The sequence below is a fragment of the Dyadobacter chenwenxiniae genome (genome assembly GCF_022869785.1).
Lineage (GTDB): Bacteria > Bacteroidota > Bacteroidia > Cytophagales > Spirosomataceae > Dyadobacter > Dyadobacter chenwenxiniae.
On sequence record NZ_CP094997.1, the window covers coordinates 2,058,501 to 2,080,579 of the forward strand.

General features: G+C 43.8%; 17 protein-coding genes and 1 tRNA gene. 8 read left to right on the top strand and 10 right to left on the bottom strand.

Translation table 11 applies throughout. From position 1 onward, the window contains the following. The first annotated feature begins 44 nt into the window (after positions 1-44). The 3 genes from MUK70_RS08435 (at position 45) to MUK70_RS08445 (ending at position 3,717) form a co-directional block, all read left to right on the top strand. Complete coding sequence (locus tag MUK70_RS08435; RefSeq protein ID WP_234655891.1) at positions 45-1,037, top strand: FecR family protein; 993 nt, start codon at positions 45-47, stop codon at positions 1,035-1,037. A gap of 62 nt (positions 1,038-1,099) precedes the next feature. Next, the gene (locus tag MUK70_RS08440; protein ID WP_234655890.1) at positions 1,100-2,203 is read left to right on the top strand and encodes a carboxypeptidase regulatory-like domain-containing protein; all 1,104 of its coding nucleotides are present in this window, start codon (positions 1,100-1,102) and stop codon (positions 2,201-2,203) included. After that, the gene (locus tag MUK70_RS08445) at positions 2,200-3,717 is read left to right on the top strand and encodes an outer membrane beta-barrel family protein (RefSeq protein WP_234655889.1); all 1,518 of its coding nucleotides are present in this window, start codon (positions 2,200-2,202) and stop codon (positions 3,715-3,717) included. The genes MUK70_RS08440 and MUK70_RS08445 overlap by 4 nt, the downstream gene beginning before the upstream one ends. A 22-nt stretch (positions 3,718-3,739) precedes the next feature. Here MUK70_RS08445 and MUK70_RS31320 read toward each other — a convergent pair whose 3' ends face one another. Further along, complete coding sequence (locus tag MUK70_RS31320; RefSeq protein ID WP_510185829.1) at positions 3,740-3,979, bottom strand: helix-turn-helix domain-containing protein; 240 nt, start codon at positions 3,977-3,979, stop codon at positions 3,740-3,742. 161 nt (positions 3,980-4,140) lie between these two features. On the opposite strand from MUK70_RS31320, the gene MUK70_RS08450 reads away from it, so the two are divergent. Continuing rightward, positions 4,141-4,392, top strand: coding sequence for a hypothetical protein (locus MUK70_RS08450; RefSeq protein ID WP_234655888.1), 252 nt, complete (start codon positions 4,141-4,143; stop codon positions 4,390-4,392). Here the strand turns inward: MUK70_RS08450 and MUK70_RS08455 are convergent. From MUK70_RS08455 to MUK70_RS08475, 5 genes are all read right to left on the bottom strand, one after another. After that, positions 4,376-5,803 (bottom strand): RNA polymerase sigma factor, encoded by a 1,428-nt coding sequence (locus MUK70_RS08455; RefSeq protein ID WP_234655887.1) that lies wholly within the window; start codon positions 5,801-5,803, stop codon positions 4,376-4,378. The two genes, MUK70_RS08450 and MUK70_RS08455, sit on opposite strands and share 17 nt — an antisense overlap. A gap of 350 nt (positions 5,804-6,153) precedes the next feature. Then, complete coding sequence (locus MUK70_RS08460) at positions 6,154-6,795, bottom strand: response regulator transcription factor (RefSeq protein WP_234655886.1); 642 nt, start codon at positions 6,793-6,795, stop codon at positions 6,154-6,156. Positions 6,796-6,798: 3 nt separating this feature from the next. Then, complete coding sequence (locus MUK70_RS08465; RefSeq protein ID WP_234655885.1) at positions 6,799-8,655, bottom strand: sensor histidine kinase; 1,857 nt, start codon at positions 8,653-8,655, stop codon at positions 6,799-6,801. 49 nt (positions 8,656-8,704) lie between these two features. Continuing rightward, positions 8,705-10,024: a glycosyltransferase gene (locus MUK70_RS08470; protein ID WP_234655884.1), complete on the bottom strand. Its 1,320-nt coding sequence runs from the start codon at positions 10,022-10,024 to the stop codon at positions 8,705-8,707. Between the two features lie 101 nt (positions 10,025-10,125). After that, complete coding sequence (locus MUK70_RS08475) at positions 10,126-11,448, bottom strand: hypothetical protein (RefSeq protein WP_234655883.1); 1,323 nt, start codon at positions 11,446-11,448, stop codon at positions 10,126-10,128. A gap of 1,214 nt (positions 11,449-12,662) precedes the next feature. Between MUK70_RS08475 and MUK70_RS08480 the strand changes: the two genes are divergently transcribed. Then, a complete protein-coding gene (locus MUK70_RS08480; RefSeq protein WP_234655882.1) occupies positions 12,663-12,887 on the top strand; it encodes a hypothetical protein in 225 nt (74 codons plus the stop codon). Positions 12,888-13,266: 379 nt separating this feature from the next. Continuing rightward, a complete protein-coding gene (locus MUK70_RS08485; protein ID WP_234655881.1) occupies positions 13,267-13,743 on the top strand; it encodes a hypothetical protein in 477 nt (158 codons plus the stop codon). Between the two features lie 179 nt (positions 13,744-13,922). Here the strand turns inward: MUK70_RS08485 and MUK70_RS08490 are convergent, their stop codons facing one another. Beyond that, the gene (locus tag MUK70_RS08490) at positions 13,923-14,672 is read right to left on the bottom strand and encodes a DUF6882 domain-containing protein (protein WP_234655880.1); all 750 of its coding nucleotides are present in this window, start codon (positions 14,670-14,672) and stop codon (positions 13,923-13,925) included. A 226-nt stretch (positions 14,673-14,898) separates the two neighbouring features. Between MUK70_RS08490 and MUK70_RS08495 the strand changes: the two genes are divergently transcribed. Further along, positions 14,899-15,705, top strand: a complete 807-nt coding sequence (locus tag MUK70_RS08495) for a hypothetical protein (protein ID WP_234655879.1) — start codon at positions 14,899-14,901, stop codon at positions 15,703-15,705. On the opposite strand, the gene MUK70_RS08500 is transcribed toward MUK70_RS08495, so the two are convergent. From MUK70_RS08500 to MUK70_RS08510, 3 genes are all read right to left on the bottom strand, one after another. Further along, positions 15,671-15,919: a hypothetical protein gene (locus tag MUK70_RS08500; protein ID WP_234655878.1), complete on the bottom strand. Its 249-nt coding sequence runs from the start codon at positions 15,917-15,919 to the stop codon at positions 15,671-15,673. The two genes, MUK70_RS08495 and MUK70_RS08500, sit on opposite strands and share 35 nt — an antisense overlap. 21 nt (positions 15,920-15,940) lie before the next feature. Next, entirely contained in the window at positions 15,941-16,102 is a 162-nt protein-coding gene (locus MUK70_RS08505) for an Arm DNA-binding domain-containing protein (protein ID WP_234655877.1), read from the bottom strand. Between the two features lie 253 nt (positions 16,103-16,355). Next, a tRNA-Lys gene (locus tag MUK70_RS08510) sits at positions 16,356-16,428 on the bottom strand. Between the two features lie 577 nt (positions 16,429-17,005). Between MUK70_RS08510 and MUK70_RS08515 the strand changes: the two genes are divergently transcribed. Continuing rightward, entirely contained in the window at positions 17,006-22,063 is a 5,058-nt protein-coding gene (locus MUK70_RS08515; RefSeq protein ID WP_234655876.1) for a T9SS type A sorting domain-containing protein, read from the top strand. The last annotated feature ends 16 nt before the right edge of the window (positions 22,064-22,079 follow it).

The window sequence follows — 22,079 nt, forward strand, 5'->3', positions numbered from 1 at the left end:
GTACTAAATGGCACATCATACGGCTACTGCGAAATGGATAGCAAATGAGTCGTCAGCAAATAGTCGCCTTACTGGATCGTTACTTAAAGGGCGAGACCACACAGAAAGAAAACCAGCTGGTGGAGCGCTGGCTCGAAGAGCATGGTAACCCCAATCAAGAATGGGATAATCTGGACCAATCAGGTAAGGATCAGTGGCTTTCCAGCGTGTTTAGTGACATTAACAACACCATTCGCCAGGCAGAGGTTAAAGTTGTGCCGCTGCCGCAAAGAAAGCGTTGGTGGTGGCAAAGTGTTGCAGCTGCAGCAGCGGTATTGTTGATCGCTTGTACTTTGTACCTGGAATGGCCGTTACTGCAAAGCCTCTTAAATCCTGTGCAGCTCACAGCACTCCAAGCCCCCATTAACCAAAAAAAGGCAATCACGCTTGCTGACGGTAGTCGGGTATGGATCAATGCCGGATCCGAGTTGAAATATCCTGAAACATTCAATGGCCAAACAAGGGAGGTTTACCTCTCCGGTGAAGCGTATTTTGATATTCACCATGACACTGCCAAACCTTTTATTATTCATACCGGGAACGTGATAACAAAGGTGTTGGGCACTGCATTTAATATTAAAGAGGACAAAAGCAAACATACCATCCAGGTTACAGTGACCCGTGGTAAGGTGAGCGTTGCCAACGGTGGTGAATTACTGGGTGTGCTTCGTCCTAACCAGCAGATCAGTTTCAACACCTTAAAAGAGGAAGCTTTACAGGCAACTGTTAATGCCGCAGCGGTCATTGCGTGGCAGCAAAGTGACCTGCATTTTGAAGATGTGAGTTTTGGTGATGCAATCGCGCAATTGCGACAGCACTTCGATGTGAAGATCAGTTTCAGTAATACAAAATTGAAGGACTGCCGTTTTACCGGCACTTCCATCAATGGTGAAGAATTGGAGAAAATACTAAAAGTAATGTGCGCTTTCAACAATGCCACTTATCGGGTCGAGCCTGACGGCAGCATCATCATAGATGGGCCAGGTTGTAACAACTAAGAAGCCTACATACTCGCATCAGCGATGCGATAGAATCAAACAAGCCATCTATTTTGTATCTAATGCGTATAAGCGTTATCGTTACCTTCATTATATTAACCACATTCCAGTTACTATTTGCAATCGGCACCAGGGGGCAAGATATGCACTTGGAATTGGTTACTATCGGCCTGCGGAATGAAAGCCTCGCTAATGGCCTCAAAAAAATCGAGCAGCAAACCTCGCTTCGCTTTTATTACCGTAAAGCGGAAATTAAATCATTCACGAACCTTACCGTGCCGGTAGCGACAAAAACTATTGAACAAACCTTGCGGGAGCTACTGCAAAACACTTTTCTTTCATTCCGGCAGGTCGAGGGGAATATACTGATCGAACGTAAAATTGCGCCAGCCGATTATGAGATCAAAGGCCGGGTGGTGGACATCAATCATAAATCAATAGCGTTTGCGAACGTAATGATAAAGCAGCTTGCTACTAATCAATTGATCCAGGTTGCACAAACCGATACCGGAGGATATTTCAGGCTCACGGCAACAGAGCAAGGTGACTATTTGATCAGGATTTCGGAAGTAAGCAAAGATACTTTGTCCCTTGCCCTTACATTAAGAGACATAAGGACGGTTCAATTACCGGATATCATACTAATCGAATCAACAAGACAACTCAAACAAATCACTATAACCAGCAGACGCCCTGTTCTTGAACGAAAGGCTGATCGATGGATATTCAACCTGAACAACACCATCATGGCAAACGGTTCTTCCCTCTTTGAGGCTTTGCAGGTGGCGCCGTTTTTAAAGGTATCCGACAATGGCGTTTCAATGGTGGGCAAGGGCGGGATGGGTGTTATGGTCAATGAGAAAATAATTTATTTAAGCGGAACCGACCTGACTAACTATCTAAAAGCACTCAGATCTGAAAGTGTAGAAAAAATTGAGATCATTACCAATCCGCCGGCGAAATATGAGGCCCAGGGAAATGCCGGCCTGATTAACATTGTTTTGAAGAAAAACGAATCTTTGGGTTGGCGCGGGTCAATAAGTTCGTCGTTTTTACGGCGAACATATAGCTCCTATAATAACAATCTGGCACTTTTCTACCGATCGGAAAAAATTAGCAGTTCTTTTACTGTTAATCAAGCTATCGCAGTATTATTAAGGAGTTGAACGATATAGTCGAGAGACCGAACCCAATCCTTGGCCGCGGCCAGCGTGTAACAACGACACCAGGTGTACAGGCTGGTTTGAGTATTGATTACAAATTGAATAGATATAATAATATCGGGCTTATTTACAATGCATCAGACAGTAAGTCGCTCACTACCTTGAATAATAAGAGCAGCTATCATACAGGCGATAATCTTGACTCGATTTTGAATACAACGGCCAACATTTCAAGGCCATTGTTCACGCAGACCTTGAATGCATACCACGATCTGAAGATTGATACAACCGGTAAAAAATTAAGCAGTTCTGTCAGCTTTTTTACAAACAAACCGAGCATACGAAACGATTTCGTTTCTGAATCCGAAAATACCTCTGCCCCAGTTCGAAATAATAGCGTTTCAAGATATGACATCTGGTCAATTCAATCAGACCTGACATTGCCTTATAAGTGGGTGATAATAGAGACAGGGATTAAATTTGCCAATTTTAATAACGGCGCGGATGTGGCATATTATAATTACGTCCATGATGAATTCTTGCTGGATAAGACGCGCAGTAACGAATTCAACTATACCGAAAATAACCTGGCCTCTTATGTCAGCATGGAGTCTGAACTGTCAAAAAAATGGACAGCCAAAGTAGGATTACGCTATGAATATACGACAATGGATGGCTATTCGCCGACTTTGGAACAGCGTAGTAAGCGCAGTTATGGCGCTTTGTTTCCCACAGCCTATCTCCTTTACAAAGCAAGCGGGAGTGATGTTATTTCTTTTAATTATTCGAGGAGGATCAATCGTCCGGGCCTGAATTTCTTAAACCCTTTTGCATTCTATTCAAATATTTACAGTTATTCCGTGGGAAATCCGCTTCTCCTTCCTTCATATAGTAACAACTGGGAAATCAGCTATTTGTATAAAGGTTGGTTTTCTTTTACCGCATTTACACAACATAGCAGTGATATATTTTCATCAATCACCACGGTTAATGGACCGTCGGTAGTTTCGAGGATAGAAAATTATTTAGCTCAGGACAACCTGGGCGCCTACGTATCGTTTAACCGGGCACTATTCAAATGGTGGGACAATAGCACCTCAGCCTCTTTTTTCTTTACATCCTCAAACTCTAAAATAGAAGACATTCCTACCCAAAATGGCACTTCCACGTCACTTAGCGTCAACAATAGTTTCAAGGCAACTCCCAAGTTGAGTTTTTATCTCAATTACAGCCAAAATCTTCCCTCAACCGGCGGAAATGTTTACACATACAGTCAAAGCAATCTAACAATCGGCACCAGATTGAAGTTACTCAATAGCAATTTGATACTTAGCTCATCCTTTTTTATTGGCAGTGTATCCAAATATGATATACGTTTCATCGATTTTGTACAGAGCGTAAAAACGGACTACGATTATAAAACCTTCAACCTTGGCCTTACCTATTTGTTCGGAAGATCAAAGGTTTCGGGAAATAACAGGAACGTACTTTTTGATGAGAAAAGAAGAGCTCAATAGAAGTTTGGAGTCACGATGTCGTTTAGGCAATATCATAGGGAAATTGGATGCTTGTCAATCCGGCTTGATAGATGCTGTACCATGGATCACAGTATTCCAGAATATCCCCTGGCTGACAATCCAGGGCTTGCAGAGCGCTTAGAGCGTTGAGACGTTTGGTTTTAGCTTTTCCGGTTTTTAGAATATTACCTTCGCACGGGTAATGTCGGGTGCACGGAGAAAGGAAGTGTAGAATCTGAGCAATTCTTTTTGTCGGGAACATCGTTGGCTTGATAAGCTAGCCCAGTCAAACTGGTTTACGTAGGGCAGGTTACTGAAAAGGTTACTAGATGAAATGATCGACGGTGCCGTATTTTGATGCTATCCTTCCTTCTCAGTCTCGTCCGCAGCCAACGACACTGAATCAGTTGGTACATCGAACCTGTGGCAGACGGTTTCCGTAACTATCGCCAAACCGGCTTGTCGATATCCACAGAAAAATTGTGGATCGACAAGTCACAATTGCTTAAACTTACCGCACCGGAGCTGATCGTTTTGGTTAGGGGAAGACGTGCGCTGAGCGCGAACTTCGATGGCTCTAAATACGGTGTGTTCACTTCAAGCGCAGGTCAGCTTATCAACGATTTCTTACTCAATCTGCCGCGCGGCGCCCATTTCTTCATTCGGAGACGGTAATTTCTACGACACCATTTTTCCCATCTTCCCCATATTTTTTCAGCCCTTCCACTGCATTGAGCTGGTTAAGATTGTATTTCTTGTTCGAAAGTTTAATGGCCTCGTTCATTTTCAATGGGATGCCATTGATCACGAGATGGTTGACATCTTCGAGGAATGAAAAACGCCCGCTTCCTACGAATCTGTTCGTATTGAAATCCACTTTTACATTGTCACCCAGGAAATAAAGTTTTCTGGTTTCTGACCAAAGTAATTTCTGCGCGTAAAACGTACCCTGGGACAATCTCACTTCTAGCTTTTCGGTTGCGCGGCCATTTTCCGCAATTGCATTTGAATTGGAAACTGTTTGTACTTCGATACTCCGGTTTTTTAACTGAACAGGTAGTTCTTTTGCCAGATCTATGGAGTTGAAACTCAGACTTGCAATCACTACTCCACTTAAAGTGCTTAAATTTTTCATTGGGTCTCCATTTTTAGTTTTTTCAACTATGATGAGATTTTCAGGAATGGTGGCAGTAATTGAATCGGAAAATAAATGTTCCGTTAGTTGTTCTTTATTTGAATTGAAATCTGAGACACGTTCTGAGCTTTGAGCTACTATTTGCAATTTATCCTGTTGATGGCCATTTTCTTTCTCCTTGTAAATCATATGTGAAAATCCACCCAAGCCGATTGCGATAGAGGCAGCCCAAAGTCCAGCTTTGAAAAAGAACCTTGATGTAAGTCCTGTTGAGACATATTTTGGAATCGTCATACATTCTGTCTTGGAGATATTTAATGATAATAATCTTTTAGGTTGAACTTGAAGATCTTTTAATCTACCAAAAATAAAACCATCAATACCCCAACTCTGGTAAGGCAAAATAAATAACGGAAATGATTTCTTCCCTCTTTTATTGTCCCTGATTCTTTCATTAAGAAGTTCCCTGATCTTTTTTCGTGCCCGCGCCAAATGAGACTTAGAAGTTCCTTCGCTAATTCCAAGCTGTGCCGCAATTTGGGCGTGCGTAAAGTTGTCGATCACATATAGATTAAATACGAGCTTATGATGTTCCGGCAAATTGCTTATCACTTCCAAAAGCTCAATTTCCGAAAATGAAAAACGACCCGGGTTTTCATCCTGATTGGCATCAAGCTCACATGGATATTCTGTGCCTATTCTAATTTTTTCCCGCTCTTTTTGCTGCCGAAGGTATTGCAGCGCCACGTTGACAACAATGCGCCTTAGCCAAGCTTCAAAAGGTCCCCGGTTCTTAAAGCTCGTCACTTTGCCGATTGCAACAACAAATGCATCATGCGCCAGATCCTCAGCTGTCTGCCTGTCGTGGGTATACCGCCAGCAAACCGCGATCATTTTTCCAATGTTCTGCCGATACGCGTCTTCCCAAAAATGTTTTGAAATATTATCCATAACTGAGTAAATACCTCACATGATGCAGTTTTTTCGAAAGGTTGCAGTAGATCTTTGGAAAAATTAATCTTGTACGGTGTAATTTATAAACCAATTCCATTCAATGAAAATCATTATTGCCGGTGCAAAGTGAGTTAAGAAAAAAGTTTATTTCTTAAACCAGTTTAAGAAGCCGGGGCGCTCTGTTTTGGACCTTTGTGTAACAAACATCTATCGTTATGAACAAAGTAATCATACACCGTCTCGACGTGTGTCAATATGCAACTTCCGGTGCTAATAAAACCTAATAGCCGGAGATTAGCTGCCAGGGACCGCCACTATAATTTAAGCCTCGATAAAGATAACCGTTATCAGAAATGGTCAAGCGCAAAGCGTAGCAAGCTGTTCTTACCAGTTATATTCAACTTTTTCGAAATATTCATCCGGTGATTGAAAACAGTTTTTTCACTGATAAAAAGCTCATCTGCGATTTCTCTGCTCGATTTGTAGGCGGCGATCATTCTGATAATCTGATTTTCTGCCGGGGTTAAAAGGCCTAGCAGATCAGGTTCATTTTCCTGTTTTGTTTTAAAGGCATTCCGCTTTAATAGGTAAGACGAAATCTCGGGGCTCAGGTAAGAGTTTCCATCCATGACTTTGTAAATCGCATGGACAATGTCTGAAACTGCGTTCTCTTTCAACACGTATCCCATCACGCCTATTTCCAACGACTTCATAAAAGGCGCTTTTTCCTTGTGCATCGTCAGGATGATTACTGGGAGGTCGGGTTTGATTTGTAACAACTGCTCGGCCGCTTCCAGACCTGACATAACCGGCATATTGATGTCCAGCACAACGACATCCAGATTAGAATACGCTTGAAATTGCTGCAAAGCCTCTTTTCCGTTCCGCGCACTGGTTACTACTTTCAGGCCTTCGTCTGTTTCAATGACTTCTTTTAGGCCTGTCAAAAAAATGGGGTGATCGTCGGCGATAAGGATTTTTAGCTGCATAAATTAGATCTTGATTTTGATACTCACAATCGTTCCATTGGGTATGTTTTGCAGAATTTCGAACTGTCCGTTCATGATGTTGAGCCGTTCGCGGATGCTTATCAAACCGCAGCCTTTTCCGATAACATTTTTTGAGGCAATGCCAATACCATTGTCTTCAACACGGATATAGATAAACGTCGTGTCAGAAATTATACGCACCCGGGCTCGTGTTGCCTGCGCATGTTTCACAATGTTGTTCAAACACTCCTGAATGATCCTGAAAACATTGATTTCATTTTCCTTGGTCAGTAAACCGTCTATCTTCTTTATATCGGACTCAATTTCCATGTGTGAAGACTCAACAATGTCTTCCAGCAAGCTTTGGATGGACTGGCTGACACCCAAAAGTTCTAGATGCAAAGGCCGGAGATTGTACGAGATATTGCGCACCTCCTGAATCGTCTCCGTCACCATTGTTTCCAGATCAGCGACTTGTTTCTCTTGCGCACCCGGTATCCTCAGGTCACGTTTCAGGATCAAAACTTTATTTTTTACCATTCCAAGACTTTGTCCCAGGCTGTCATGCAATTCTGCCGCGACCCGTTTTCGCTCGATTTCCTGGGAGGCAATCAGCTGCTGCGAAAATTGATTTGCCTGTAAAAGTGCCAGGTCCTGGCTTTCTTGCCTCTCCCTTTTGAAAATATGCAACTTGTTGGCCAAGGCATAGGAGAGAATAACCGATTCCAGCGCCGAGCCAATCTGATAGGCGCTCTCAGTCAGCATGTTCTGTGGTAACAGTGCATTGTCTTTCAGGATGAACAAGGCAAGTGCCGCGAAGAAAATATTGAAGCCCAGCAGGTAATATCTTGCCGGGCTAAATCCTTTTCGCAGTACGCTAAAGCCAAGCCGGTTGAAATAATAAATAAAGAAGACAAAGATGATCCAGTTCAGCTGAAAGGCCATCAGCACGTCTCCGTTGACGGCAAATGCCAGACTCACCACGCAGCATCCCAGCAAAAAGTACCCGAGCCGCCTCAATTCGGGACAATAATGACGGGTGTTAAGAAACGAATTCGTGAACAGCACGGCAAATAGGAAAGCTCCCACAGCGGAAAACACAGAATGATTGGCCTGCGGAAACGCTGGGAAAATGTAGTGTAACAGATAGCCGCGGATATATGCGATATTGAAGGCAATGCAAAGTATATACATCGCATAATACAGGTACGCAGATTCTCTGATCGAAATGAACACAAAAAGATTATAAATGATCAGTGCCAGGATCAGACCGAAATAAATGCCGTCGATGAGCTCGATTGTTTGGGTGTTTTCAAGGATGTACTGCAACGTCGCTATTTTGAATGGAGCTTTCAAAACAGAATTACTCCTGATCCTGAAATAAAAGACGGCATTTTCTTTATACTGCAAGCCAAGCGGAAATATCATCTCCGTCGTCTGTACGATCCGTTCTTTGAAAGGCTTTCCGGATCCCAGGCTCACATGTTGTACTACACCGGCGACGCCCACTTTATACATATCTACCTCTTTCAAAAACGGCGCATCGATGGACAGGAACCAGGCCTCGCGGGAACGGTTTGTAACAATTAACCTAAGCCAGAGCGCGGACTTGGAAGCCCCAAAGTTTGCGACTTCCTGAGGGCTGGGCGTAAACTGTGATGCATTTCTTAAAATGTCCTCTATGGATAAGCTTGCGGTTTTATCTTCCAGGATACTAAACCGCAGCGCCGGTTCCACGTGGGTTTCACCGGCGCGCAATGTGATATCCTGGCTTTGTGCCAGCACAAGCGAAAAGTTTAAGAGGATCAGCACCCATAACAGAGGCAAACCAAACACAGGGGGTTGGAGGTACTTTTGCATGATTGAACGAATGGAGGTTGGGTATCCCGAATTGGGTGGTTTTACCAATTCAAATATATTTAGAAAATTGCTGATCCTTATTACCGTGATGTTCAAAGAGTTGGTGAATATATTGATCACACAGATCAAACACACGGTACTGGGAAAACTCCCGCGCCATTTTCTTCACTTTTTCTACATATTGCTTGTCCGTGAGCACTTTGTCAACCGAATTCCTGATTTGCTCAGCGGTCGGATACTCCGTTTTCAAATCGAGACCCAGCTTGAAATACCCAACCCGCGCATTGATCTCATTTTTCCCTTCATGGATCCCGGCAACAACCAGCGGCAATTCGTTCTGAATTCCCAGCATCACGCCGCCATACCCTCCGTTAGTCACATATACGTCACATTGAGGCATGATATCTGCAAATGAAATGAAATCCCGGATCACAAGGTTGGGTTGCGGAAAGCGGGCCTGCAGTGTGGCGGTTCCTGACCCGCCCGTCGTCGCAATTACCAGTACATCCGTATCCTTAAATGCTTCCAGGGTAGGTACCAGTATTTTTTCCGGGTCTTTTTCCATGGTACCCTGCGTCACGAGAACGACCCTTTTGTAATTTTTAAGTTTTCCAGTGAGCGCAAAAGTTTCGGTATGGCTGCCCGAATACGGCAGCAGCGCACCAATGAAGCGAATATTGGCACTGAGATCGGACCGTTTGAACTCAAACCCGGGTGTCCCGCTTTGCAGGAGCAGATCCGATTTTTGCCCGCAAATCTGAAACAGATGCCCGTTGGCAGGCGCCATGCCGTGTTCGATGAACAATCGTCTGAATAAAAGCTTCGATTCCCTGAACAGCAGGTTATCGGACACAAATCGTAAAATATCCTGTTTTCTCCTTCCGAAGAAAGTGTCAGACGGCACCATGCCCAGGCCTGCGGGAGGAAGGTCACGCGAGTTTTCCGTGAGTGGGAAAACGCCGACTGAGATGACACGTTTGCCCAGCTTGTCCTTCACAAACGGAATGCCGGTAAAAGCAATATCGCTGATCATCAAGTCAAAAGACCATGTTTCGTCGATGTCACGAATGTCCTGATAGAATTCCGGTCCGCGCAATGCGAAATAGTTTTTCATATCAAACTTCAATTTTTGAACCTGGCCTTTGATGGCCAGTCTTTCGGGGAAGATTTCGTTGACATTCTGCTGGTTGTAGTCTACCGCTTTTTTGAAAGGATAGTGCTGAATATCCAAACGTGCAAGCTTATCCTGGTAGGCGCTGGCCGCATACCAGCGCACATCGTGACCCTGCGATTTGAGGTGCATGGCAATGCCGGTAAGGGGATTAAAATGTCCGTCAAACGGAATGTTGGCAAAAAGGATTTTTTTCATGGCTAATAATTGTTTTGTATAATTGATTGGTATGTGTGGGACTGATTCGTCCAAATTGAGACTGTGTACAAAGGCTGTAAAATAGATATGAGCACAAGAGGCTAGAATCCTATCGCGATTGCCCTGAATACTGCCTGGAATTTGATCGGATTTTCCTTTTGTCGTTCCAGATGAAGGTTGCATGAAACTGTCCCGCTGGAAATCGAGCCCGGTCCTCCGTACTCCTGAACGTGGAGGGTTGCGGGGTCGAATATGAGCTTACCATGTTCGCCGTAATCGAAATCAACATAAAGAGTGTTGTAAATACCGCTGCCGTCGGAAGTCGGACCGCCAATGAAGAATGTTTGATTCTGCACCTCTTCTAATCCACCTTTGAGTAGATAGGTTTTCGGCCCATCGAACTCATATAGTAACCCGATTTTAAATTGAGAAAGCTTTGCCTTTGCGGGCAGTCCATTTATCTCGACACCGTAATATGCACCCATGTCATTTTTCTGATACCAAACCCGCACGTCGAGGTCCTCAAACTTCTTTCCATCGACGGTGACGGTGCAGCCCGAGACTATTTTGAACTTGTAAGTAAACGTTACTTTGGGGTTGTCTGTCAGCTTAACTGACACAATCATTTCGCGCTTTTCTTTTGCAGGCAATTTTGCAGGGGCGACGTAATAAAAAATGGGTTGATCCCCGCCAGTTCCCCTGAATTCAATGTTCCCATTGTAATTATTCCCAAACAAGATGTTGTTGACCCTGAAATCCTGGATCTTGCTAAGACGGATTTCAACAATCAGAGGAACAATAAGTTCACCCGGATCTTCTTCACTTTTTTCTGGCCAATACGACACCGCTCTGAATTGAAGCTGAGCTTCCTCAGAAGGGATCAGTTCCTTCTTCGTAGATTCCAGCATGTATTTGGTTACCATGCTAACGGTCCCCGTACGCTTTATTTTGGTGGAGATCTTTCGGCTCGGCTTAGTGAGTTGCCCCTTTCGGACCATCGCCCACGAATGGTCTGGCTGCTGCCTGGCCAGCATAAGCTGGCTTTCATCCGCTCCGTTCAGGTCACCTTCAGCATGTTGGTAATCCATGTCCACATCTTTGGCAAACTGCGTATTCGCGGGTTTAATGCAGTAGCTGGTACCGATACCATTTGGACAGGTGTTTTCGACGGGTTCAACCGTCAGGGAAGTGGACTGGCCTAGTGCGCCTGCGGGAACGGTCAGGGTGAATTTCCCGTCGGCGGAAATAATGCTGCCTCCTTCGGGGCCTATAACCTTGGTAGCTGCCAGGCCCACCGGTTTGCCCACTTCCGTCACGGTACCTGTGGAATAGTTATCGGGGTGAGCGGGGTCAAGATTTGTTTTTTCACAGGCAAGCAGCATGGAGGCTGCAAGCCCCCACGTAAAAAGCGGTATAATCTTCATGGCTTTTGAATGTTATCCAGCTGTCGGGCCAGACATGTTAAAATTGTTTTGAGCCACAAAATTACCTGGGATGTTCAGGGCAGAACATAGGATTCAATGCTCATTTTGATGGGTAGTATTGCTTATTTCATTTGAGATTTGCCGTCTGACTTCAATGTTGCATGGACGGTCATGTTCGGATTGACGGAGAATTTGTGAAGTTTACTAATGTTTCCAAAAGACTTCACGCAGCCTTATACTTTAAAAACGGCGAGAAGTAGATAAAGCACCTTAGAAAAAATCATGTGGTACAAGTGTAACATTTGAAGCCTCTCTTTTCTATCCTCAATTCTTTTTTACGGTTATTCCCGTACTGTTTACAATACAGAATAGCGGTATGCCAAAACAAATTACAATTGTAATGCATAACAGGGGATTAAGACGCACTATCTGGTTGGGGAAAGCAATACTAATTAGTATTGATGGTATGATAACTTTTTTAATTGCCGCGGAGAAGTGCAAATCACCTGGACCAAGTGAACCGGTCAAAGAAACCGCCTAAATCACCGACAATCATAGGCCCTTTTCATGAGATTTTAATTGGTGATGATTTAACAGACTGGCGTGGCAGATTCGATGTGTTCATCCGGCTGCTAGTCGAGCATAAATGGGTTGTACCCACCCCAACAGCTGACATGTATCTATTCCACAAGCAGCATAAAGGCGGCAGGCTATACACTGGCGCTTTGTATTTTGTACTTAACGAAATGGGATATGTTAGCAAAGCTCTGGATGGCCCGCAAATAGCGTCACTTTTTAATAGTTTTCTAATCCACAATTTTGAGCAGGGTTCATTCATCAAGGTTTTTCAACCAGAAGAACAAGCCCAATTTGACTGCGGCCCAAATGACCAGCGCTACAAATACATTTCGCAGGCCCGTCTACTTCTTAAAGGCTTCTAAAAGCTTCATTCGCTTGGTTCCGTAGGGAAGACCGGGAACCGTTTCCACCATTCCACCCGTGAATTTTGCCAGCATGTTTTACTAAACAAGCAGGCAAAATGGACATAGCAAAATTTAACTTAGGGACGGCCCAGCAAGATTTGGACGTCTTGGAAAGACAGGTAAGCCGGTACAGATCCGATCAGACCTGGCCAAATATCCTGATAAGCTCTTAGATACGAAGGGGGCAACACAACTCCTAAAAGGTATCCTGCCACGCAAACTCTATTATCATTGCAAGAGAGGCCATCTGCCATCGTGGCAAACCGGATCAATTACAATGGTAAAAACACAGCCGACCATTTTAACAATTACGCTAAGACCGGAAACTTTTGTCGGAGGATGGAGCTGGAATTAGGACTGACTATTACAGCGGAAATGCACTTGACCCAGGAAAGTAAAAACCAAATCCAGATTACAGATAAATCTATTTTAAAGCTAAAAGAAACGATCGACTAGAAATTAGCGAAAAGTACTTCAATAGAGCAGTTAAAAAAGGAGTTGCAAAAGCAGGGCTACAAGACATACATTGGCAGGGGGATTGCCTTCCTTAATGTCAGAAACGGCATGAAGGTCAAAGATTCTGCTATAGGAAGGGACTATTCGCTATCGGCTATTGAACACAAGCTAAATGTAAATAATGGGGAAAAGCTAACTTCTCAACACGAGAAAAAACAAACCCAACGCAGACAAAAACGGCTTGGTCTATGAGAATAATACCAAGAAAATAATGTCAAATTAGCGGTGGATTTAAACTAGCGCCGTTCAATTCAGTATAGAAACGGATATTTGGTGTGAATGCTTTATTTTAGCGGGTAATAACCCCATACAAACACCAATGAAAGTCAAATCAATTAAATTCTTTGCGCCAGAAGAAAACGCGGCAGTTCAAAAACCAGCACCAAAATTAAAACCATTGCCGACAGGCTATATCTCTGCCACTGGTAAACTGGTATTCCCGTCTGCTACCTTGGAAGAGTTAGGAATCGAGGCCGCGTCGACCCAATTTAAGATCGGCACAGATGAGGGCAAAAGAACCATCAAGTCATTGTACCTAGTGCCATCAGATAGTGCTGAGCAGGCTTTTCCATTTGAAAGAAGCGGACGTGGCGGATATGTAATCCCTCTGGCGCTAATACTAAAAAAGGGAGGAATCGATTTCGAAAGCACTAAGGTGACCTTCTCTGTCAGCCTTTTTCATTATGACGAAGGAGTCGTAGGATATCAACTAATTTTTGAAAATTCGGCACCAAAACCTGAATATACTGGCAAGCCGCGCGGCAGAAAACCAAGGGCTGCCTCTGTTTCAGAGTAAGTAGCTTTACTTTCGCTTGTCTGTCGCGTCGCCTGGTTACAGACAAGCGAATCTATCAAAGTTTCTCACTTGTCCAGGTGTAGGGGCAAATATTAGGGTCGTATGGTTTTAATTATAAGCTGATCAGACTTACAAATAAAAAGACAGGCGTTCCTTTTTCAAGAAGGAAAAGCTGGCTACTATACCGACCCCAGGTTCAACTCCTTCATCTTAAAATAGCATGCCTCACACACGACCCTTAGCTTTGCAAATTTCATTGTATTGTGGTTCCATCCATCTTCTAAAACTCTGATACTTTCACATTGGTCGCACCATGCCTGAAAGTCGTCTTCTTCCGACAATTCCATGCCTTCAAGTGTTTCGAACGATTCTTCGAAACCGACTCTGGTAGCGAAATTCAGATGCTGACATACGAACGCGACTCGTCTGTATTCATGATCGCTGCATTCTATATACTTGTTCTTGATGTTCTTAGCCGTTTCATTGTCAACATGCTCAGTAATCACAAGAAAGATCTTTAATCCGTTGTCGTTGACGGGCCGGTAGGCACCAATTCCATTGATAACCTTGGCTGCGATAGCAACGAATTCCCAGGCTTCGAATTCATCGATTTCGAAACAGCCATTTGTCAATTTGGTGAAACCACACCTTTCACCAAAGTCCTTTATTTGCTTAGCGGCCACCTTGGCATTTTCGGAAGTATTTTCGTTGTGCCATGACCACATCCAGGTGTCTGATTTGTGTGAAAAACTGCCAACTTCAAAATATTTGAAATTCAGCTCTGGTTCGTTGGAGGAAAAGGTCAGTAGTCCCGTGGCCTGATCATAGAACCAGTTTGCATAACTGTCAAGATCATAATCCTTATTAAATTTTTCTTGCAAAACCTTTAACTCATCGATACAGTCTTTTGCAAACGAGTGATATTCCATTTCCACCACAAATTCTAGTTTAAAGAAGTAACAGCCTGTATATATATGCCCTAGGTTAACTTAAGGCCCATGTAAAGTAATACATTTAGAGCGCACCTGCCAACACATTCGGAGCTATTGAGCAGTAATATGAGAGAGGAGCTAACCTGAAATCTTGCTATTTCGTCAACAGCGAGTCGTCCCCACTAATCATATTGTGGCGCTCCATCGAATAGAGAAAAATAAAATGCAATCAGAGAATATTATAAATTATTTGATTTTTTCACCAAACCGACCTGATCAATTATTAGATATATTTGTCGTTATGGGGTACATTGAAAAAAACGGTCATCATTTCACCACAGGCTTAGACGGCCAGCCTGACTGTCTGGTGCTAACTGGAAATGATCTAATGGCCGAGGTTGATTACATAATCAATAACGCTGTTTCTGGTATTTATCTAAACCAGTTTGATTCCAAGTGTATTAAGGATTTAAGCTTCTTGGAATCAATAAGCTTTATTGAAAAAGTTAACATTGCTAATCTAGCCTTGGGGTATTCGAGTTTGATCGAGCTGAGCAACTTGAAAGTTGCTATTACTTCTGTTAATCGAAAAGACCAACGATTTGATTATTCTAAACTTGATAATCTCGAAATTCTTTCAACGGACTGGTATCCGGGCTTTCCTGTTCTGTTGGGAAACTCATCATTAAGGGAATTATACCTTTGGAAATACAAGCCAAGAACGCAAAATTTTGAAGGATTAAATATTCCAGCGAATCTTGTTGTTCTTCATATACTTAAAAGTGATATTCGGCAAACCTTAGGGCTTACATCCGGGCGTGTTAGAAATCTGCAACTTCATGACTGCTCTAAATTAGAATCCCTTAATGATCTTCCCACAAGCATAGAGAGCCTGGTTTGTGTCAATTGCAAAGCTCTTGAAAGTTATGTGGATCTAGAAAACCTTATTAATCTTAAAACCCTTTCATTGCATAACTGTGGCGATATCCCAAACCTTACTTTTCTATCAAGTATACTTTGTAGCGGTTGAGTGTGCCGATTGCATATTCTTGTCCCACCAAAGCCTTCATCCGCTCATTGTGATCGGCAATCACCTCCATCAATAGCCGTTGCTTTGGACCGACGCCTAGAAACTTGTTTTTGATTGTCTCCGCCGTTATCAAAGCATCATCACGAACCAGCGCGGCATGTGCATCTAATAATTGCTGTTCAAGGTTGCCGAGATAAGAATTTGTCGACTTCACAGCTTCCTTCACACCAGTAACTCATCCAGCAACCGCATTCCACCGGCTTGGCTCACATTCTCGCCCAGTCGTAAATTCAGCTCTTTTACTTTCAACAGTAATCCGCAAGTAAATTGGCACAGGTCCTTTTAGATAATTTTTCGGCTTCTTCAAATAGAGAAGCAGACTGATCTTTGTTTTCATACCCTTTTCAGGTTTAAAGTTGAACAAAAGTAGTCTTGCAAGCCTAATCAGCACAAGATGTTTACGCCGTAAACATCTTCACATACAATAAGTTACAGCGATTCTGGTGAGTAAAATTTGCAGATTGTCGAACTCACCGAATTACTCACCAAAAATTTGCGGAAAGATGAATCTTTTGGGATAGTCCGGAAAAGAAAAAGCCTGCTAATCCGTTGATTTGCAGGCTTTTGATGCTTTTTGTTATTTCTTCAAGTGATCCCGCTGGGATTCGAACCCAGGACCCATACATTAAAAGTGTATTGCTCTACCAGCTGAGCTACGGAATCCTATTTTTCGGCTGGTTACACTGCTAGCCTCAGCTCATTTCCTCGTACCCCGTTCCTCAATCGTGGTGCAAAGGTACACTTTTAAAATCTCCCTCCAAATTGAGGTTGAAAGTTTTTAAGGAATTGAAATTCCTGGTGGATGTAACGTTCTGTTTTAAAGACATATGGCAAGGAAAAATTTTTTCAACACTGATAAACTTTTTTGCCCGATACGAAAATGAGCCGCTGAACGCGCAGGAGCAGATTTATGACAAAAATATTGTTCTAATCCAGGAACTTTTTATTAAACGGTTGAACGGCGCACATAAAAATTTTGGTTTTCCCTCTTGCTACTAAATAAATTATTACTACATTTCGAAGGTTTATACTTCTACAAACATATTCTATTTGTTATATAATAAATTGTTTACATCCATTACATACTCTTTGTCAAGGAGTTACACTTTCCAGCTACAATTTTCAAATCAGGGCGTGCCCCTTTAACCTGAAAACGGACCATATCGGCGTTCCGATGTCCTGTTTACGCATTTTTTAACCCATACAATTTAATTCTTCAACATTTACCTGTTTAACATTGATGAAATTTTTACAGAAATTAATTTTCGCGAGCGGGTTGCTTGGCCTCATGGCAGCAACGTCGGATGATGCGTTACGGAAAGAGCAGATGGCCGTGGCGTCGCAGGTGATCTGCGGAACAAAACCTGGAACAAGCCAGCCAATGGTATGGACGCACGACGAGTTCCTGGGCAATGTAGGCGGGAAGCCGGTATACACAATTATCCATCAGAACAGGATCTACATCAGATGGGACGGGAACCCGGACCCTAGCCGAAAAAATCAGGCCTTTGAGAACACAGCGATTTTGCTGCATATGGATAACAATAAGTTTCCTAATAACACGGATGGAAACCGGATTGTTAACTCATGTATCAACTCCATTGACCCTAGTACAATGGGTAACAATTATCTGGGAGCGCAGCAAGGCAACATGATCCCTTGTAACAACAAGCCCATTACAGATGGTTTGATGCTGGGTACATACCGTGGAGGCGATGGCGTCCGGACATTCCAATATGCGATCATTAAGGATGGCTTGTTGCGTGTGAATTTTCACCGTGAAACAAACAACTACAGCCGCGATGCCATTTCAATGGGCCTTATCCGTCAGACGCTCGAAGGTGAAAACGGAAGTTTCATGAACCCGAACATGGGTTTTTCATTGAACTACACCGAGGTGCTGAGCTGCTTCTGGAACGAACTTCCGAAGAATCCGGATTCAGTGGTTAACCCGGAGCCAAATTGCCCTAGCGGACCTACAATCGGAGGCGTAAGTAACGTTTCACAAACTGGCCTTCGTTTCGCGTATTCAGGTAACGGCATTCCTAACATTGACTGGAGAATTAAATCCGGCGGCAGTGTGATTCGCTCCGGTAAATCCGGAAATTTGTCTTCTAATAATGTTGACATTTCATTCAGCGTTCTCAGCGCCGGAAATTATACCCTGGAAATTGAAGGCGGTGACTGTACTTCATCGGTAAGCGCTGCATCATTTACAGTTAACCAGCCAAACTGCCCAAGCGGACCAACAATTTCAAGCGTAAAAAATGTTTCACCAACGGCTCTTACAGTTGATTTCAATGGTTCGGGCATTCCTAACCTTACATGGCGCGTAAAACAAAATGGCAATGTTGTCAGAAACGGCAAAACGGGTAATTTGACTTCTAATTCAGCTTCCATTTCATTTAACAGCCTTGGCGCTGGCACTTACGAATTGGAAATAGAAGGTGGGGATTGCAGCTCTTCGGTAAGCGCTTCAAACTTTACGATCGTTCCGGGAACCTGCCCCGGCGGACCTACTTTGGGCACGATAAGCAATATTTCGGCTTCTGGCTTGCGCTTCCAATTCGACGGTAACGGCGTTCCTAACATTACATGGAGAATTAAATCCGGTCCTGAGGTAGTGCGTAACGGAAAAACGCCTGGCTTGACTTCTTCACTTGTTGACATTTCATTCGCTGCATTGAACGGTGGAAATTATACATTGGAAATCGAAGGCGGCGACTGTATCTCCTCCGTTAGCTCAAAAAGTTTCTCGGTTGGTTCAACGAACTGCCCTTCCGGACCAGCAATTACCACTATCAAAAATGTGTCATCAACAGGCTTAACGGTCGATTTTGATGGCGTGGGAGTTTCAAGCGTTACATGGCGTGTGAAACAAGGCGGCAACACAGTGGCCAGTGGCAATACCGGAAATCTGAGCTCAAACTCGGCTTCGATTACATTTTCTGCATTGGGCACCGGCAATTATACATTGGAAATCGAAGGTGGAAACTGTTCCTCATCTGTGAGCACTTCCAACTTCTCAGTATCTCAGCCTAACTGTGCTAGCGGACCCACAATCACGACCATCAAGAACATTTCCGGCACGAGTCTGACGGTTGATTTCAACGGCTCAGGCATTCCAAATCTTACTTGGCGTGTAAAACAAAATGGTAATGTTGTCAGAAATGGCAAAACTGGAAACCTTGGCTCAAACTCTGCTACTATAACATTTGCAAGCTTGGGCGCGGGCACTTATTCGCTGGAAATTGAAGGCGGCGATTGCGTTTCTTCGGTTAGCGCTTCCAACTTTACAGTTAACCCAGGCACCTGCCCTGGCGGACCTACTTTGGGCACCATCAGCAATATTTCGGCCTCTGGCTTGCGCTTCCAATTCGACGGTAACGGCGTTCCTAACATTACATGGAGAATTAAATCCGGTCCTGAGGTAGTGCGTAACGGAAAAACGCCTGGCTTGACTTCTTCACTTGTTGACATTTCTTTCGCTGCATTGAACGGTGGAAATTATACATTGGAAATCGAAGGCGGCGATTGTATCTCCTCCGTTAGCTCAAAAAGTTTCTCGGTCGGTTCAACGAACTGCCCTTCCGGACCAGCAATTACCACTATCAAAAATGTGTCATCAACAGGCTTAACGGTTGATTTTGATGGCGTGGGAGTTTCAAGCGTTACATGGCGTGTGAAACAAGGCGGCAACACAGTGGCCAGTGGCAATACCGGAAATCTGAGCTCAAACTCGGCTTCGATTACATTTTCTGCATTGAGCACCGGCAATTATACTTTGGAAATCGAAGGTGGAAACTGTTCCTCATCTGTTAGCACTTCCAACTTCTCAGTATCTCAGCCTAACTGTGCCAGCGGACCTACAATCACGACCATCAAGAACATTTCCGGCACGAGTCTGACGGTTGATTTCAACGGCTCAGGCATTCCAAACCTTACCTGGCGTGTAAAACAAAATGGTAATGTTGTCAGAAATGGCAAAACTGGAAATCTTGGCTCAAACTCTGCTACAATAACATTTGCAAGCTTGGGCGCGGGCACTTATTCGCTTGAAATTGAAGGTGGGGATTGCGTTTCTTCGGTTAGCGCGTCCAACTTCAATGTAACAAATGCAAACTGCACCAGCGGCCCGACACTTGTGGCAGTGACCAACATTTCGCAAACGGGCTTACGTTTTCAATTTGATGGAATCGGCGTGCCTAACATCACTTGGAGAATCAAATCTGGCGCTAACGTTGTTCGTTCTGGCAAAACCGGAGCATTGACTTCCGCCCTGGTTGACATTACGTTTGAGGCGATTAGCAATGGATCTTACACATTGGAGGTTGAAGGTGGTGACTGTATTTCTTCGGTTAATTCAAGAGCTTTTGCAATTGGCCAGGCCAATTGCCCTGCCGGACCGAAAATTACAAATATCAGAAACATTTCAGCGACTGGTTTAACAGTCGACTACAGTGGTACAGGCGTGTCAAGATTAACATGGCGCATTAAATCAGGTGCATCTGTTCTTGCAAGTGGAAGAACTGGCAACCTGGGGTCTAATTCTGCCTCAATCACCTATCCTAGCCTTATAGCAGGAACATATATACTGGAAATTGAAGGTGGCGACTGTACTTCGGCTGTTCACGCTTGGTACTTCCCTATAACAACGGCAAACTGCGCAAGCGGTCCAACCATTTCTAGCATCAAAAATGTTTCTGGAACAGGTCTGACAGTTGACTTTAACGGTTCAGGCGTTTCTGCTCTGACTTGGAGGATTAAACAAGGCGGTACTACACTTGCAAGTGGAAAAACGGGCACTTTGAGTTCAAACTCTGCTTCCTTAACATTTGCCAGCCTTGCAGCAGGCACGTATTCTCTTGAAATTGAAGGTGGCAATTGTGTTTCTTCAGTTAGTTCAAGAGCCTTCTCAATTGCACTGGCCAACTGCCCTGCCGGACCGAAAATTACAAATATCAGAAACATTTCAGCAACTGGTTTGACAGTCGATTACAGTGGTACAGGCGTGTCAAGATTAACATGGCGCATTAAATCAGGTGCATCTGTTCTTGCAAGTGGAAGAACTGGCAACCTGGGGTCTAATTCTGCCTCAATCACCTATCCTAGCCTTATAGCAGGAACATATATACTGGAAATTGAAGGTGGCGACTGTACTTCGGCTGTTCACGCTTGGTACTTCCCCATAACAACGACAAACTGCGCAAGCGGACCAACCATTTCTAGCATCAAAAATGTTTCTGGAACAGGTCTAACAGTTGACTTTAACGGTTCAGGTGTTTCTGCTCTGACTTGGAGAGTCAAACAAGGTGGAACTACATTAGCAAGTGGAAAAACGGGCACTTTGAGTTCAAACTCTGCCTCCTTAACATTTGCCAGCCTTGCAACAGGGACGTATTCTCTTGAAATTGAAGGTGGCAGTTGCACTTCGCTTGTTAGCACTTCTAATTTCAATGTTACTACAACAGACAGCCGTCCTCCATGTCAGTTCGGACCATTGTTGAAATCCATTACAGATCCAAAAGCAACCGAGCTCACGTTCAACTTCCATGGAGAGAATGTTGCCAGCATTGATTGGAAAATCCTTCAAGGCGCTACCGTAATCCGTTCGGCACGTATTCAATTAACCAGCGACCGTCCAACAATTACTTACGCGGCGCTTGAACCGGGGTCCTACACGCTCGCAATTGAGGGAGGTGCCTGCAGATCTGAGGCGCAGACAATGAGCTTCCAGATCGGGGGAGGCGTAATGCCAGTTCCTGTTGCGAGATTTGAGGCTGCTCCTGCAACCGAAGGAGTGGAATTGGCCTGGACTGCTCCGGAGCAAAAAGACGGAAGTGGGTTTGAGGTTATTCGTTACAACGGCAACTTAAAAACTTCCGCAGTGATCGGTCACATTTCATCGTCTGATCAGCAAGTTGGCGAATACAAGTTTGTTGATAAAACACCACTTTTCGGAGTCAATCACTACCAGCTGAATGTGATCGATAAAAATGGCACTTACTCAAAAAGTGAAATTGTCAATGCTCGTTACGAAGTGATTGATAAAGTCATTGTTTCCCCTAACCCTGTTAAAGATTTCGTGAACATAGAGTTCTATTCGAAAGTTGCAGGACAGGGAAAACTTGAAACATTCAATATCAGTGGTGTTAAAGTGAATGCTGTCCAGCCAACGATTAAAGAAGGACTCAACAAAGTCTCGCTTAACGTAACTGGTTTAGCTGACGGCCATTATTTTATTAAAGTTTATTACGGAGTTCAGGAAATGAACCTTAGATTCTTCAAGTCTAACTAAGAATAAGGCATAAAAA

Excerpts from the sequence above, each read along its gene's own strand:
- MUK70_RS08435 (WP_234655891.1), top strand. The coding sequence starts at position 45 with ATGAGTCGTCAGCAAATAGTCGCCTTACTGGATCGTTACTTAAAGGGC.
- MUK70_RS08440 (WP_234655890.1), top strand. The coding sequence starts at position 1,100 with ATGCGTATAAGCGTTATCGTTACCTTCATTATATTAACCACATTCCAG.
- MUK70_RS31320 (WP_510185829.1), bottom strand. The coding sequence starts at position 3,979 with ATGTTCCCGACAAAAAGAATTGCTCAGATTCTACACTTCCTTTCTCCG.
- MUK70_RS08455 (WP_234655887.1), bottom strand. The coding sequence starts at position 5,803 with ATGGATAATATTTCAAAACATTTTTGGGAAGACGCGTATCGGCAGAAC.
- MUK70_RS08460 (WP_234655886.1), bottom strand. The coding sequence starts at position 6,795 with ATGCAGCTAAAAATCCTTATCGCCGACGATCACCCCATTTTTTTGACA.
- MUK70_RS08465 (WP_234655885.1), bottom strand. The coding sequence starts at position 8,655 with ATGCAAAAGTACCTCCAACCCCCTGTGTTTGGTTTGCCTCTGTTATGG.
- MUK70_RS08470 (WP_234655884.1), bottom strand. The coding sequence starts at position 10,024 with ATGAAAAAAATCCTTTTTGCCAACATTCCGTTTGACGGACATTTTAAT.
- MUK70_RS08475 (WP_234655883.1), bottom strand. The coding sequence starts at position 11,448 with ATGAAGATTATACCGCTTTTTACGTGGGGGCTTGCAGCCTCCATGCTG.
- MUK70_RS08485 (WP_234655881.1), top strand. The coding sequence starts at position 13,267 with ATGAAAGTCAAATCAATTAAATTCTTTGCGCCAGAAGAAAACGCGGCA.
- MUK70_RS08490 (WP_234655880.1), bottom strand. The coding sequence starts at position 14,672 with ATGGAATATCACTCGTTTGCAAAAGACTGTATCGATGAGTTAAAGGTT.
- MUK70_RS08495 (WP_234655879.1), top strand. The coding sequence starts at position 14,899 with ATGCAATCAGAGAATATTATAAATTATTTGATTTTTTCACCAAACCGA.
- MUK70_RS08505 (WP_234655877.1), bottom strand. The coding sequence starts at position 16,102 with ATGAAAACAAAGATCAGTCTGCTTCTCTATTTGAAGAAGCCGAAAAAT.
- MUK70_RS08515 (WP_234655876.1), top strand. The coding sequence starts at position 17,006 with ATGAAATTTTTACAGAAATTAATTTTCGCGAGCGGGTTGCTTGGCCTC.